Source organism: Pseudovibrio exalbescens, from assembly GCF_028737195.1.
In the GTDB taxonomy this organism is placed as follows: domain Bacteria; phylum Pseudomonadota; class Alphaproteobacteria; order Rhizobiales; family Stappiaceae; genus Pseudovibrio; species Pseudovibrio zosterae.
In genome coordinates this window covers 36,395-49,846 of sequence record NZ_JAQZAJ010000002.1, presented here as the reverse complement: position 1 = coordinate 49,846, position 13,452 = coordinate 36,395, and the positions used below count along the sequence as shown (strand labels likewise).

General features: G+C 57.4%; 15 protein-coding genes and 1 tRNA gene. 7 read left to right on the top strand and 9 right to left on the bottom strand.

From position 1 onward, the window contains the following. Window positions 1-6: 6 nt before the first annotated feature. The 3 genes from PUV47_RS05355 to PUV47_RS05345 are packed head-to-tail and all read right to left on the bottom strand — an operon-like array spanning window position 7 to window position 3,058. The gene (locus PUV47_RS05355) at window positions 7-1,308 is read right to left on the bottom strand and encodes an HlyC/CorC family transporter (RefSeq protein WP_274217477.1); all 1,302 of its coding nucleotides are present in this window, start codon (window positions 1,306-1,308) and stop codon (window positions 7-9) included. After that, window positions 1,305-2,438: a 3-dehydroquinate synthase gene (aroB, locus tag PUV47_RS05350; RefSeq protein WP_274218283.1), complete on the bottom strand. Its 1,134-nt coding sequence runs from the start codon at window positions 2,436-2,438 to the stop codon at window positions 1,305-1,307. The genes PUV47_RS05355 and aroB overlap by 4 nt, the downstream gene beginning before the upstream one ends. After that, window positions 2,426-3,058 carry a shikimate kinase gene (locus PUV47_RS05345; protein WP_274217476.1) on the bottom strand — a complete coding sequence of 211 codons (633 nt, stop codon included), beginning with the start codon at window positions 3,056-3,058 and terminating at the stop codon, window positions 2,426-2,428. The genes aroB and PUV47_RS05345 overlap by 13 nt, the downstream gene beginning before the upstream one ends. Window positions 3,059-3,268: 210 nt before the next feature. Here PUV47_RS05345 and PUV47_RS05340 point away from each other — a divergent pair, with 210 nt between their 5' ends. Both PUV47_RS05340 and PUV47_RS05335 read left to right on the top strand, forming a co-directional pair. After that, window positions 3,269-3,403 (top strand): hypothetical protein, encoded by a 135-nt coding sequence (locus PUV47_RS05340; protein ID WP_274217475.1) that lies wholly within the window; start codon window positions 3,269-3,271, stop codon window positions 3,401-3,403. A 6-nt stretch (window positions 3,404-3,409) separates the two neighbouring features. After that, window positions 3,410-4,339 carry a site-specific tyrosine recombinase XerD gene (locus tag PUV47_RS05335; protein ID WP_274217474.1) on the top strand — a complete coding sequence of 310 codons (930 nt, stop codon included), beginning with the start codon at window positions 3,410-3,412 and terminating at the stop codon, window positions 4,337-4,339. A 57-nt stretch (window positions 4,340-4,396) separates the two neighbouring features. Here the strand turns inward: PUV47_RS05335 and PUV47_RS05330 are convergent. After that, window positions 4,397-4,483, bottom strand: a tRNA-Leu gene (locus tag PUV47_RS05330). Between the two features lie 199 nt (window positions 4,484-4,682). On the opposite strand from PUV47_RS05330, the gene PUV47_RS05325 reads away from it, so the two are divergent. Both PUV47_RS05325 and PUV47_RS05320 read left to right on the top strand, forming a co-directional pair. After that, complete coding sequence (locus PUV47_RS05325; RefSeq protein WP_274217473.1) at window positions 4,683-5,261, top strand: YqaA family protein; 579 nt, start codon at window positions 4,683-4,685, stop codon at window positions 5,259-5,261. 10 nt (window positions 5,262-5,271) lie between these two features. Next, on the top strand, window positions 5,272-5,805 hold the full coding sequence (locus tag PUV47_RS05320) for a disulfide bond formation protein B (RefSeq protein ID WP_274217472.1): 534 nt from the start codon (window positions 5,272-5,274) through the stop codon (window positions 5,803-5,805). Between the two features lie 92 nt (window positions 5,806-5,897). On the opposite strand, the gene ppa is transcribed toward PUV47_RS05320, so the two are convergent. Continuing rightward, a complete protein-coding gene (gene ppa / locus PUV47_RS05315; RefSeq protein WP_274217471.1) occupies window positions 5,898-6,437 on the bottom strand; it encodes an inorganic diphosphatase in 540 nt (179 codons plus the stop codon). Window positions 6,438-6,573: 136 nt separating this feature from the next. On the opposite strand from ppa, the gene PUV47_RS05310 reads away from it, so the two are divergent. Further along, window positions 6,574-7,146: a hypothetical protein gene (locus tag PUV47_RS05310; protein ID WP_274217470.1), complete on the top strand. Its 573-nt coding sequence runs from the start codon at window positions 6,574-6,576 to the stop codon at window positions 7,144-7,146. A 321-nt stretch (window positions 7,147-7,467) separates the two neighbouring features. Continuing rightward, window positions 7,468-7,857 (top strand): DUF2794 domain-containing protein, encoded by a 390-nt coding sequence (locus PUV47_RS05305; RefSeq protein WP_425313737.1) that lies wholly within the window; start codon window positions 7,468-7,470, stop codon window positions 7,855-7,857. 8 nt (window positions 7,858-7,865) lie between these two features. Here the strand turns inward: PUV47_RS05305 and PUV47_RS05300 are convergent, their stop codons facing one another. The 4 genes from PUV47_RS05300 to PUV47_RS05285 form a co-directional block, all read right to left on the bottom strand. Next, a complete protein-coding gene (locus PUV47_RS05300) occupies window positions 7,866-8,180 on the bottom strand; it encodes a hypothetical protein (RefSeq protein ID WP_274217469.1) in 315 nt (104 codons plus the stop codon). A gap of 116 nt (window positions 8,181-8,296) precedes the next feature. Then, window positions 8,297-9,052: a Bax inhibitor-1/YccA family protein gene (locus tag PUV47_RS05295; RefSeq protein ID WP_274217468.1), complete on the bottom strand. Its 756-nt coding sequence runs from the start codon at window positions 9,050-9,052 to the stop codon at window positions 8,297-8,299. A gap of 256 nt (window positions 9,053-9,308) precedes the next feature. After that, the gene (locus PUV47_RS05290; protein ID WP_274217467.1) at window positions 9,309-11,873 is read right to left on the bottom strand and encodes an ABC transporter permease; all 2,565 of its coding nucleotides are present in this window, start codon (window positions 11,871-11,873) and stop codon (window positions 9,309-9,311) included. Beyond that, window positions 11,870-12,574 carry an ABC transporter ATP-binding protein gene (locus PUV47_RS05285; RefSeq protein WP_274217466.1) on the bottom strand — a complete coding sequence of 235 codons (705 nt, stop codon included), beginning with the start codon at window positions 12,572-12,574 and terminating at the stop codon, window positions 11,870-11,872. The genes PUV47_RS05290 and PUV47_RS05285 overlap by 4 nt, the downstream gene beginning before the upstream one ends. 121 nt (window positions 12,575-12,695) lie before the next feature. Here PUV47_RS05285 and PUV47_RS05280 point away from each other — a divergent pair, with 121 nt between their 5' ends. After that, the gene (locus PUV47_RS05280) at window positions 12,696-13,355 is read left to right on the top strand and encodes an arylesterase (protein ID WP_425313736.1); all 660 of its coding nucleotides are present in this window, start codon (window positions 12,696-12,698) and stop codon (window positions 13,353-13,355) included. Window positions 13,356-13,452 lie beyond the last annotated feature (97 nt).

Genomic DNA, 13,452 nt, shown 5'->3' with positions numbered 1-13,452 from the left:
GGACGGTCAGGCTGACGCTGCAGCTTCGCGCGGCTTTGGCTTGGTGAGCGGCATCATGCGCAAGCGTGTGATGCGGTTCTTCTCGCGCTGAAGGACCGTGAAGCGGAATCCGTGGAAGGTGAAAACCTGACGTTCCTCAGGGATCATCTTGGCCTCATGGATTACCAGACCGGCGATGGTGGTCGCTTCTTCATCCGGCAGGTTCCATTCGGTCGCCCGGTTCAGGTCGCGGATGGGCACGGAGCCATCGACAATCACAGAGCCATCGGCCTGCGGGTTGAGTCCCGGCAACTCGATGTCGTGTTCGTCGGCAATTTCGCCTACGATTTCTTCAAGGATGTCTTCCAGCGTCACAAGGCCCATCACCTCGCCATATTCGTCGATGACCAGAGCAAAGTGGCTCTTTCGCTTCAGGAAGGCATTCAACTGGCTTTGCAGGCTGGTGGTGTCTGGAACGTACCACAGCGGGGTCAGCACCTTGGTGATGTCCAGCTTGCTGGTGTCGCCTTTTACGGCAGAAAGGGCGCGCAGCACATCCTTGGCGTGAAGCAGGCCGATGAAGTTGTCTGGTTCGTCGCGCCAAAGCGGGATGCGGGTGTGGGTGCTGTTGAGCACTTCTTCCACCAGCTCTTCGGCAGGCATGTCTGCATTAAGCGCAAACAACTTGGTGCGGTGGATCATGACATCCGAGACTTCCAGATCCACCAGATCAAGCACACCGCCAATGCGGTCTTTCTCGTCCTTGACCAGTCCGCCTTCCAGGTGCTGCAGGTCCAGCGTGCCGCGCAATTCTTCATGCGCTGACAAAATGGAGGCGTCATCGCCCACATTTACGCCAAGCAGACGCAGCAGGTTGCGAACGATGACCTCAATCAGCGCAATGATGGGGCCGAACAGGGCCACGAGCGGGCGCACAATTGGAGCCACCGCGGTGGCGAACTTGTCAGGATTGGAAATGGCCCAGGTTTTCGGCAGTACCTCGGCAAAGATCAGGACCATGAGGGTCATGATCAGGGTGGCGTAGGCCACGCCCGCATCTCCAAACAGCTTCAAGAGGACCGAAGTCGCCAGCGCTGACGCAAAGATGTTGACAAGGTTGTTGCCGAGCAGCAGCGCGCCGATCAGGCGTTCGCGGGCCACGATGAGCTTGGAGACAATGGCGGCTTTCCGGTTTCCCGATTTCTCCAGCTGATGCATGCGCGCACGGGATGCGGCCGTGAGCGCTGTTTCCGAGCCCGAAAAGAACGCGGACATGAACAGCAGCACGATAATGCAGGCTACGGAGACCCACAGGGGAAAATCGGTCATTGAGCTAGTTGCTCCTCCAAAAACGCGCGTAGGGGCTCAGGGTCAACAGCCTTTTCCTGAAATGACTGTCCGATGCCGCGGGCCAGAATGAAGGTCAATTGTCCACGGCTGACCTTCTTGTCCTGAGCGATCAGGTCCATGAATGTGTCGAGCGGTGGGAGTTGACCGGGAATCTGGCGTATACGTGTGGGCAAACCGACTGTTTTCAAGTGGCGTTCGACCCGCTCGGCATCATCTGTGCTGCAAATCCCGAGTTTTGCAGAAAATTCGAAGGCCATGACCATGCCAATGCTGACACCTTCGCCATGGACGAGCCGGGTGCCGTCGTAAGCCACAGCGCCTTCGAGCGCATGGCCGAAGGTATGGCCCAGATTGAGGAGGGCGCGCTGGCCGGCCTCACGTTCATCAGCGGCGACAACGGCGGCCTTGGCGCGGCAAGAATGGGCGACGGCTTCGTCACGTTCTTCGCCGCCGGCGAAAATCGCCGCGTAGTTGGTCTCCAGCCAGTCAAAAAACGGGGCATCGTTGATGAGGCCGTATTTGGCCACTTCCGCGTAACCTGCCCGGAACTCGCGCTCTGAAAGCGTGTCGAGCACCGCCGTGTCTGCCAGAACCAGTGATGGCTGATGGAAGGCACCGATGAGGTTCTTGCCATGGCGGGAGTTGATGCCGGTTTTGCCGCCCACGGAGCTGTCCACCTGAGAGAGCAGGGTGGTTGGCACCTGAATGAACTTCATGCCGCGGCGCACCACTGCGGCCACAAATCCGGTAAGATCGCCCACGACACCGCCGCCGAGTGCGATCACCGCATCGCCGCGCTCCAGACGCAGGGCGAGAACGTCATCCACCAGACGCTCGAACATTTCGAAGCGCTTGGTCTTTTCGCCCGCAGGAACGGTGAGCGTGGTGCTGTCGATGCCACTGGCCTTGAGGCTGCTTTCCAGCGTCTTCAGGTGCAGCTTGGCGACGGTTTCATCGGTGACGATGGCCACACGAATGCCCGGAAGGCGGGCGGTGATCTCTTCGCCGGCACGCTCAATCAGATTGCGGCCTATGAGGATCGGGTAGGATCTGTCCCCCAGATCCACCTCAACGGTTTTAATTGGGCTTTGATCGGTCACGACTCGGATCCGTCTGTCTGTTCTGTCTCGGTTTCAGCCGGTGTCAGCGGGGGCAGGTTGTGCTCCAGCGCCTGAAGGATTTCCTCCATGACCGCCTCATGGCTCACATCGCGGGACCAGATGGTCATGTCGGCTTGCGCGTAAATCGGCTCGCGTTCGCTCATGAGCTTTTTCATGGTCGCTTCCGGGTCGGCTGTTTGCAGCAGCGGGCGGGTGGGCCGTTTGCGCACGCGTGCCATGATGATGGGCAGTTCTGCCCGCATCCAGACCGAAATGCCGTTGTTCTTGATGTTGCCGCGCGTCTCATCATTCATGAACGCGCCGCCACCTGTGGCAAGCACCTGTGGACCTTCTTGCAGCAAGCGGGCAATTACGCGTCTTTCGCCTTCGCGGAAATAAGCTTCGCCGTGCTCTGCGAAAATTTCACTGATGCTGCGGTCGGCGGCGACTTCGATTTCTGCATCCGCGTCAACAAAGGGCAGCGACAGATATTGCGCCAAACGGCGTCCCACTGTTGATTTTCCGCAGCCCATTATGCCGACGAGGACAATCGTTTTGCCATGGAGACGCTTAACAATTTTTGCAGCCCGTTGCTTTCGAGCTGCCGCCTTGTTCTCAATGGCGGTCACGCTGCACCCTCACCATATTCCTTACTCTGTTTGCTTTGACATTATAGAGGGGCACTCTGTCAAGAAGTGTTGCGCAACTGTGGGGGCAAGTGAACTTGATGTGAGTGGAGTAAACAGTCTATTTTCCAATTTCTTATAGGGTGTCCGCAAACGGGGCCGTGCGCCGGGCGCGGCGGCCTGACTTTCACGACGGGAGCTGACTGGTAAACCATGCCTACATTGACGCGTTTGTTGTCGTTCGTCGGCCTTATTGTGATTGCCGTTGTGTTGGCGATGTATGCGCTCTCCAACTTTGTTGAGCCGACGCCGAGAGAAATTACCGTAACCATCGAGAAGGATTGGTAAGGCAGGATGCGGGCAAGCCGGGAAGTTGAAGCTTTCTTTGAAATGCTGGCCGTGGAGCGGGACAGCGCGTTCAACACGCTTGAGAGCTATCGTACCGATCTGGAAGACTATGACGCCTACATGGTGCGGGAAAAGCGTGAGCTGATCCATGCCACCACCGAGGATGTGCGCGGATACCTGATCGAGCTGTCTGACCGCGGCTTTGCCGCCTCGTCGCAGGCGCGCCGTCTGTCCGCGCTGCGCCAGTTCTACCAGTTCTGCTATGCGGAAGGCTGGCGGCAGGATGACCCCACCCGCACGGTAGCAACGCCGAAAAAAGCGCTCACCCTGCCGAACGTGCTGAGTGAAGAGGAGGTCGATGTGCTGATCGGCTTCGCTGAGGCGGAAGCGCAAAAGCAGCATGAAACCGATGCCAAGCAACTGCGCGCCGTACGCGTCTACACGCTTCTTGAGGTGCTTTATGCCACGGGCCTGCGTGTTTCCGAGCTGGTGTCGCTGCCTGTAACCGCTGCCCTGCGGGATGGCCGGTTGATCACAGTGCGCGGCAAGGGCAACAAGGAGCGCGCGGTGCCGCTCTCACAACGGTCGCAGGCGGCCATGGCAGACTATGTGCGGTTGCGCGCGGCCATGGGACGGTATGCGGACAGTGTGTGGCTGTTTCCAAGTCATGGAGAGAGCGGGCATGTGACGCGTCAGGCCTTTGCCCGAGACCTGAAAGACCTTGCTGTGCGCGCCGGTCTGGAGCCCGCCAAGGTTTCACCACACGTACTGCGCCACGCGTTTGCTTCGCATCTGTTGCAGAACGGGGCTGATTTGCGTGTGGTGCAACAGCTCCTTGGCCACGCGGATATCTCTACCACGCAGATCTACACCCATGTGCTGGATGAGCGTTTGAAGCAGATTGTCGAGGATTATCACCCGCTTGCGCAGATGTAACAGGTCGAGGCGCACCAAGGTGCGCTTACTCGATCTGATTTTCAGGAAGGTGCTTTATGGTGCCCCTGGCCCGACTCGAACGGGCACTCCGGTTAAGGAAACGGATTTTGAATCCGTCGCGTCTACCAGTTCCGCCACAGGGGCGGCTCCTCAAAGCTCGGTGGACTATAGCGAGAAGTTTTCGCAGGTCAACGCCCGGTTTGCAGCTAATCACAGCTAACCTTTTATTATTGGGGAGCAACTGCCTAATTTGGACAGTCAGGTGGGCTTTTTGTGGTACGGGGTTTTGCTGGGTCACGAACTTCGGCGTGACTTGAATTCGCAAAGGGGCTAAAGCCAAAGCATGATACGTCGACTTTATGACTGGACACTCTCGCTCGCTTCCGGGCCTCGGGCGCCCGCAGCGCTTGGCACCGTGTCTTTTGTTGAAAGTTCTTTCTTCCCCATTCCGCCAGACCTTCTGCTTGTGCCGATGGTGATCAGCCAGCGCTCCAAGGCGTGGTGGTATGCTTTCATTTGCACAGTCACCTCTGTTTTAGGCGGTGTTGCTGGCTACCTGATTGGCGCGCTCTTGTTCACACAAGTGGCGGAGCCGGTGCTGGATTTTTACGGCTATCTGGACAAGTTCCAGCAGTTTCAGGGTATCTTTGAAACATGGGGTTGGTGGTTTGTGTTCATTGCTGGGCTGACGCCGTTCCCGTACAAGGTGATTACCATTGCCAGCGGCGCGTTTGCGTTGAACCTGCCAATCTTCATAGTGGCAAGTGTGGTATCACGGGGACTGAGGTTCTTTGTTGTTGCCGGACTGCTGTACCTGTTCGGTCCACCCATTCGGACCTTCATCGAGAAGCGTCTGGGCCTTGTCTTTACCGTGTTTGTTGTTGTGCTGGTGGGTGGCTTTGCACTGATCAAGTTTATCTAGGGGCCTGCAAATGGAATTTGTATCCCGCTCATTTATGGTAGCGCTCACCTATCCGAAGCGCGTTTCGGCCGCGCTGGTGGCGTTCGGCTCCATTCTGGCGCTTGCTATGGCGTGGAGCTTTCAGCTCGCCGGGTATCTGCCGTGTCAGCTCTGTCTGGCGCAGCGGGTGCCATATTACATTGCCGCTGTGTTGGCGCTTGCAGCGCTGGGCTTTGCGTTTACGGAGCGGTTCCGCTGGATGACCAGCCTGCTGCTTCTGGTTTGCGCGGGGCTGTTTGTCTACGGCGGTGGCATTGGCATTTATCAGGCCGGTGCTGAGTGGGAATTCTGGCTTGGTCCCAACGATTGCGGCGGGCCTGTTTCGTCCATCAATGATGCCTCCAACATGCTGACAGCGCTGAGCGAAACCCGAGTGGTGAGCTGCTCGGTACCGGCGATCCGCATTCTGGGGCTGTCTTTTGCCGGGCTGAACACGCTTTATTCCATCGGAATCACGTTTGTGGCGCTGTGCGGTGTTCTCCTGAGCCCGCGCAAGGCTGGCTGAGATCGCCTGAGGCAAGCAGCCTGCTTGAAAACACAAAAGCCCGTCCGCAAGCAGTGTTGCGGACGGGCTTTTTTTGATCCGGAACCGGCAGCTTACTTGTCGCCCTCGGCGTTGTAGCGCTCAATGGATTCCTTAATCAGACGCTTTGCTTCGTCGGCACCGTGGATGCCTGCAATGCGAACCCACTTGTTCGGCTCCAGGTCCTTGTAGTGTTCGAAGAAGTGCTCCACCTGCTTGATGGTGATTTCTGGCAGGTCTTCGATGGACTTTACGTTTTCATAGCGACGGGTCAGCTTGGTGCTCGGCACTGCGATGATCTTCTCATCCTGACCGGACTCGTCTTCCATGATCATGACGCCGATCGGGCGGCAGTTCATGACAGCACCTGGAATGATTGGACGCTGGTTTACCACCACAACATCGATTGGGTCGCCGTCACCACACAGTGTCTTTGGAACAAAACCGTAGTTCCCTGGGTAGCGCATTGGGGTGTAGAGGAAGCGGTCCACGAACATGGCGCCGGACTCTTTTTCCATCTCGTACTTGATTGGCTCACCGCCAACAGGGACCTCAATGATCACATTGATGTCTTCCGGCGGATTTTTGCCAATAGGAATGCTTTCAATACGCATTTATGTATACTCCGATTTGAATTGGTGCCTGTATTGCAAGGGCTGCGGCGCGTTGCAAGCCGTTTTTAAGTGCTATTGCGACGCTTTGTGCGCTGACCTGCACCAACTCCATGGATTTTTTATGAACGGAGACTGGATGGTTCGATTTTCATTGAGGCCCGTGGGTATTTTGTTGTGTTTTCTCGTTTTTCCCACAGTGGCCTTGGCGGAGAACGTGCGCACACCGCTCGATTTCGCCAGCAATTGCCAGTTGACCAAGATATTTGATGGAGAGGCGGCGGCCGAGTGGATCTGTGAAGGATTTCAGGACATCCCCGTCTGGGTTTCCGGGGGATCCTCCAAGTTTTCTGTAAGTTATGGGGTAACAGCAGACAAGGAACCGGCGGCTACACAAACGCTGGAGCCCGATAATCGGCCAGGGCGGCAAGTGGAGTGGGTGCTGGAAGACGGCGAGCCGGTGGCTACCATTCTGCGTTGGATTACCCGCATCGATCAGAGCCTTGATCCGGCGGATGCCTATCGGGGAGAGGTGCTGGTCGTGACCCAGCTTGGCCAAGGGCAAACCTGCCATATTGGCTATGTGGATGCGCTGGCGAACCGGGACCCTCATCAGCTGGCGCGGGATGCGGCCAATCTGTTGGCGGGCATCTGGGATTGCTCGCAATCGCCAAAGCTTTTGGGCCGTGGCGGGCGCTCTCTAGGGTTTTAGGGAAGTCAGAAAGAGAAGAAGTTCGGCCTCACCAGATCTTTTGAGGGGGGTATGGGGGCATCGTCAGGGAGACCTGGCGAAACCGAACTTTCATTGGCAACAACAAAAATATCGATTTTCAACGTGGCCTCTAAATGACTCAAATAAGTCAAAACTGAGATACTTCAGGGGTAACTTTCTGGCGTCTTTACGCTGGGTGAGTTTTGCCTGCAAAATGGTCGAGATGCGTGAAGCTTGCGCTCGGAGTGAGAATGGCGCAGTCTAATCCATTAGCACTGCATCTGCGGGGCATTTTGTGTTGGTTCTGGAGCCGGAGGCACCATGAGTGAAGGTGATGAAACTGTGATGACAAGCGGCGCTGTGATGTCTGTTGGGACGGGTGCCGCGCAAAACAGGAAACCGCACAAAGCAATCATTGCCTTCCATCGAACCGAACTTGACCTGATCTTGAGAATCTATGGGCGTATGGTCGCTGCCGGAGAGTGGCGCGACTATGCCATTGACCACAGCACGGAGAAGGCGGTGTTCTCCATTTATCGCCGTGCCAGTGAGATGCCGCTCTATCGGGTGGAAAAAGATCCAAAGTTGGCGCGCAAGCAAGGTGCTTACAGCGTCATCGGCACAGGGGGCGTGGTGCTGCGGCGCGGACAGGACCTTGCCACCGTGCTGCGCGTTCTGGAAAAGAAGCGCCATTTGCGGGTGGTGGACTGATCCCTCTCTTAAAGATCTGGAAAGACGGATTTGACCATGGCGGCGAGTTTGGGTGCCATGGGGCGGGACTTTGGTGACAGAATGGTCGCCGCCGGGTCTGCGCCCTTGCGAATGGTGTAAAGAAACGGGAGCTGCAGCACAGCCAGCAAAAGCAGGCCGAAGGCAAAGGCCGGATTGATGCCGGACAACAGAAACAGCCCGACAAAACAAAGTGCCATGACACCCCAGAACAAAGCCGTGGCCTTGCCAGGTGCTTCAGCGTGATAATCCCTGAAGCGATAAACAGCGCGGGCATATGGCGCGAACAATGGACCCCGAAACATTGTGGCGAAGCTCCTCCCTGAAGCGTTCTTGATGGTGTTGGCATGCCCTATAAAAAGAGCCCGGAGTGGGGGCTCCGGGCTCTCTGATTTGGGCTAAGCCCGTTCGGACCTGAGGATTACTCGCGGTTGCCGAACAGAGACAGCAGCATGATGAACAGGTTGATGAAGTCCAGGTACAGACGCAGCGCGCCCATGATGGCCTTCTTGCCTGCGGAGTCCGCGCTGTCGGACGCTGCATACATTTCCTTGATCTGCTGGGTGTCGTAGGCGGTGAGGCCTGCAAACACCAGTACGCCAATCACGGAGATTGCGAACTGCAGGGCGGAAGAGCCCAGGAAAATGTTGACCACGGACGCGATGATGATGCCGATCAGACCCATGAACAGGAAAGAGCCCCATGCGGAGAGGTCTTTCTTTGTGGTGTAGCCGAACAGGCTCAACGCGCCGAAGGAAGCAGCGGTGATGAAGAACACCCGCGCAATGGAATTGCCGGTGTAAACCATGAAGATCCACGACAGGGACAGACCCATGAGGGCTGCGTAAATCCAGAACGTGGTCTGAGCAGCGCTGGCGCTCATTTTGTGAATGCGGGCGCTCAGGAAGAATACAAGACCCAGAGGAGCCAGCATCACAACCCAGCGCAGGGGAGTGGTGTAGATTGCGGCACCAAATGCGGTCAGCTGGCCGGTAGCCCCGTCGATTGCCATGTTAAAGCTTGCCAGCGCAACCAGACCGGTGATCGCAATGCCAATTGCCATGTAGTTGTAAACGCGGAGCATATGGGCGCGCAAACCAGCGTCATAGACGCCTGCATCGGCGCGTGCGCCGGCCATACCAAACCGCTGCGTGTTATTGCGGTCGAAGGTCGACATTTTGCAAAACCTCTCTTTTGGTTCCTAAGGACGAGTGCGGGCACTCAGATAAAACTACTCTGAAATATGGTCGCAATGAGGGCGTAAAACAAGAGAAATCGACCTTAAATTTTCGTCACCTTGCTGATTTTAATGGTGGTTCCCAAAAGTTTGAGGGGGAGCGTAGTCTAAACGTAAATATAAGTTATTTCATTCGAAGTGTTTTGGGTGTGGCGGCACGGCTGTAGTCTTTCTACAGTCGTGCCGATAACTTGATTTATAGATTTCTTAGTACTGGGGCGGGTTTTTCTCCAAGAACTCGCCATGTTCCCAGTAAGCCAAACCCAATAGTGAAGACCAGAGCGCCAACAACAGCGGCAAGTGCCGTGCCCGGAAGCATAGAGAACTCACCGCCCATGATATCAACCATGACGAATCGGGCAGCAAGGCTTCCGGCCAGAAGCGAGAACAAGGCTGTGGCGAGGCCGAGCAGCATGTACTCTGCCAGATAGGCGTAGACCAAGCGGCCGCGCGTGGCACCGAGGGTCTTCAGGATCACGGCGTCGTAAATGCGGTTGCGGTGACCTGCGGCCAGTGCGCCGCCCAGTACCAAAACGCTGGCGATGAGCGTGATGGAGGACGCACCACGGACGGCCCATGACAGCTGGCCTACCAGATTGTTCACCTGCGCGATGGCGTCCTTCACGCGAACGGACGTGACGGTTGGATAGGCCTGTGTGACCTGCTTCAACAGCTCCAACTCGCGTTCCACGGTTGGGTTGTCGTCCCACGTGATCGTGGCGAGGTGAGTGTGCGGCGCGCCAGCGAAGGTGTTTGCCGAGAACAGCATGACGAAGTTGATGGACATGGAGCGCCAGTCCACCGTGCGAAAATTGGCGATTTCTGCCGTGATTTCCCGGCCGAGTACGTTGACGGTGACTGTGTCGCCGACCTCAAGGCTAAGGTTGCGACCGATTTCCTCAGCGAAGGAAACCAGTGGCGGGCCTGAATAGTCTTCCGGCCACCATTCTCCATCCACCACCTCGGAATTCTCCGGAAGGGTGTTGGAATAGGTGATGCCGCTGTCGCCGCGCAACACCCAGCCATCATCTGGCGGCGGAGGCACTTGGTCCGACGGGATGCCGTTGAGCGCTGTAATGCGGCCCCTGAGCATCGGCACGGTGTCCAGATTGCCCTCTGGGGCCTGTTCGGAGACGAAGGAGAGGAAGCCGTCCTTCTCGTGGTTCTGAATGTCCACGAAGAAGAAGCTTGGCGCATCCTGCTCCGCCGTTTGCGTGAGGGTGCTGCGCAGATTGCCATCAATAAGGGCGAGGGCGACGAGCAAGGTCAGGCCAAGACCCAGTGACAGAATGACTGACGGCGTGAGTGCGCCAGGCCGGTGAAGGTTGCTGATGGCCAGACGCCACTCGGTGGAGCGGACATGAGGGGTGCGCTTTGCCGCCCACATGATGAAACGGGCAACAAGAATGAGCAGAACATAGGCACCGATTGCTGCAACCAGATAAAGCATGGCGATGTTCTTGTCGTAGGCGAGGGCCATGGCGAGAACAGCCAGCACGGTCAACGTGCCAAGCATTGCGAAGACGTAGCGCTTCTTCGGGTAACGATTTTTGTGGCTCACACTGTCGCGAAACAGCACGGTTGGCGGCACGTCATGGGCCCGGCCAAGTGGCCAGATGGCGAAGGCCAAAGCTGTAAGGCCGCCGTACAGCGCGCCAAGCAGCAACTCAAGGGGGTAGATGCCAACGCTGGCACCGATGGGTAGCACGGGTGCCAGCAAGGTAAGGGCGATGAGCGGTATGATGGCACCGAGCACCAAGCCCACCAAAATGCCAATGCCTGCCAGTGCCATGATTTGCACCAGATAAATGCGGAACACGAAACCACCGGAGGCGCCGACACACTTGAAGCTGGCGATCACCTCGCGTTTTGTGTCGAGATAGCTGCGCACGGCATTCGCCACACCCACACCGCCCACAACAAGAGCCGTCAGACCGACGAGGGTGAGGAACTGGGCAAAGCGCTGGATATTGCGCTGGAGCTGGGGCGAGGCGTTGGCGCGCGATTGTATGCGCCAACCGGCGTCTGGAAAGGCTGCCTTTGCCTCCTCGATCACCGAGTTCAGAGCGCCATCTGTTTCCAGATCTGGCAGCTTGATGCGGTAGTGAAAAGTAACGAGGCTTCCCGGCTGGATGAGCCCTGCAGCCTCCAAGGCCTGTGGGGCTACCATGAGGCGCGGGCCAATGGCCATGCCGTTGCCGAGACGGTCTGGCTCCAACTCGATGGTATCAGCAACGCGAACCTGAATGCGGCCGACGGAGATGACATCTCCAACCTCGATGTTCAGCCGGGCAAGCAGCGCAATGTCTGCAACGCCGTTCCAAAGGCCATCCTGCGCGTTGGTGTTGAGCACAGAGTGGAGCGGCTTGCCGCTTCCAAGGACCGCTTCGCCATATAGTGGGTACGCGCTGTCCGCCGCTTTCAGCTCGATAAGGGTTTGCTCTCCCTTTTCCGGCTGGCGTGCCATGGCTCGCAAGGTCGCCACCTCGGACATCTGGCCAAGACCTTCCAGATAGGTGCGTTCGGTTTCCGTGGCCTGACGATGGATGAGAGAGAAAGACAGATCGCCGCCGAGAATGGATTGGCCTTCCGACGCGATGCCCTCGGTGAGGGCGCGAGACACGGAAGCCACACCGGAAATGGCCATAACGCCAAGGGCGATACAGGCGATGAAGACGAAAAAGCCTTTCAGTCCGCCGCGCATTTCGCGCAGGGCGAACCGGGCTGCAAGCTTGAAGCCGGGTGTGCTGGTTGGTTTCATGCGGAGGCCTCACGCAGCTGCGGGATCCGTTCTTCGATCTCGCCGGAGCGAACGGTGACTTTGCGCTCGCACTTTTCAGCAAGGGACGGGTCGTGGGTCACCAGGATCAGCGTCATGCCGCGCTCGCGCTGGGCTGTGAACATGAGGTCGATGATCTGCTGACCGGTGCTTTCATCCAGGTTGCCTGTCGGTTCATCGGCGATGAGGATGTCAGGATTTGCCACTAGGGCACGGGCAACGGCAACGCGCTGCTGCTCGCCGCCGGAGAGCTGGGTTGGGTAATGGTTGACGCGGTCGCCAAGGCCAACGGCTGTCAACTCCTGACGCGCGCGCTCGAACGCATCCTTATGACCGGCGAGTTCCAGTGGTACCGCCACGTTCTCAAGTGCTGTCATGTTGGGAACGAGGTGGAACGACTGGAAGATGATGCCGACATTCTGGCCGCGAAAGGTGGCAAGGGCGTCTTCACTTAATTGTGAAAGGTCCTGACCTGAGGCGATGACCTTGCCTTCATCGACCCGTTCGAGCCCTGCCATCACCATGAGCAATGTGGATTTGCCCGAGCCTGAGGGGCCGACCAGACCAACTGACTGGCCCTTGGCAATGCTGAGGTCAATTCCCTTGAGAATGTGAACCCTTCCAGCACCTTGGCCTAGGCTGAGGTGCACGCCTTCAAGCGTAATAGCAGGTTGGTTGGTCATGTGTTGGCCTCGGTTGCGTTCTGGTATCCGGTAAAAGTGAGATTTAAAGTCTTGCTAAGTACTCAGCAGATACGACATATGGGAGGTGTGCAAGATACTGTCCAGTATTCAAGGTTGTTCCATGCGATCCCGCAATGTTTTTCTCCAGTTGGTCGCGCTTATGGCTTTATGTGTTGCCTCCACAATTTCTGCCAAGGCCGAAGACACAATAAAACTCGTCGCTTTTGGTGACAGTTTGACAGCGGGATACCTGCTGGCTCCCGAAGATGCTTTCCCGGTTCAACTTGAAAAAGCGCTGCGGGCAAAAGGGCACGACGTAACCATTGTCAACGCAGGCGTGTCAGGTGATACCACCTCCGGCGGGCTGTCGCGGCTCGACTGGTCAGTAGGCGAGGATGTGCAGGGGGTTATTCTGGAGCTGGGGGCCAATGATGCGCTACGCGGCCTAGACCCTGCAACGACGCGGGCCAACATGGATGAAATGGTTCGGCGCCTGACCGAACGCGGTGTGAAGGTGCTGGTGGCCGGGATGCTGGCGCCCCGCAACTTGGGGGAAGAGTACGCGGAGCTTTACGATCCCATCTTTCCGGAGATCTCCCAGAAGTATGAGGCGCTGTACTATCCGTTCTTCCTTGAAGGGGTTGCGGCAAACCCCATGCTGAACCTCGCCGATGGGTTGCACCCGACTGGCGAAGGGGTCGCGGTGATCGTAGAAAACATTTTGCCATCCGTTGAAAAGCTTATAGACCAGATCAAGGCTGAGCGTGCTTCAGCAGAATGATCACTTTTCCTCCGGCCATTGAACGGCGCGCTGCGCGCTGGGCATGCCACGCCGGTTGGATTGGCACGGAGCGATCCGGCACCGTGCCGCATTAAAA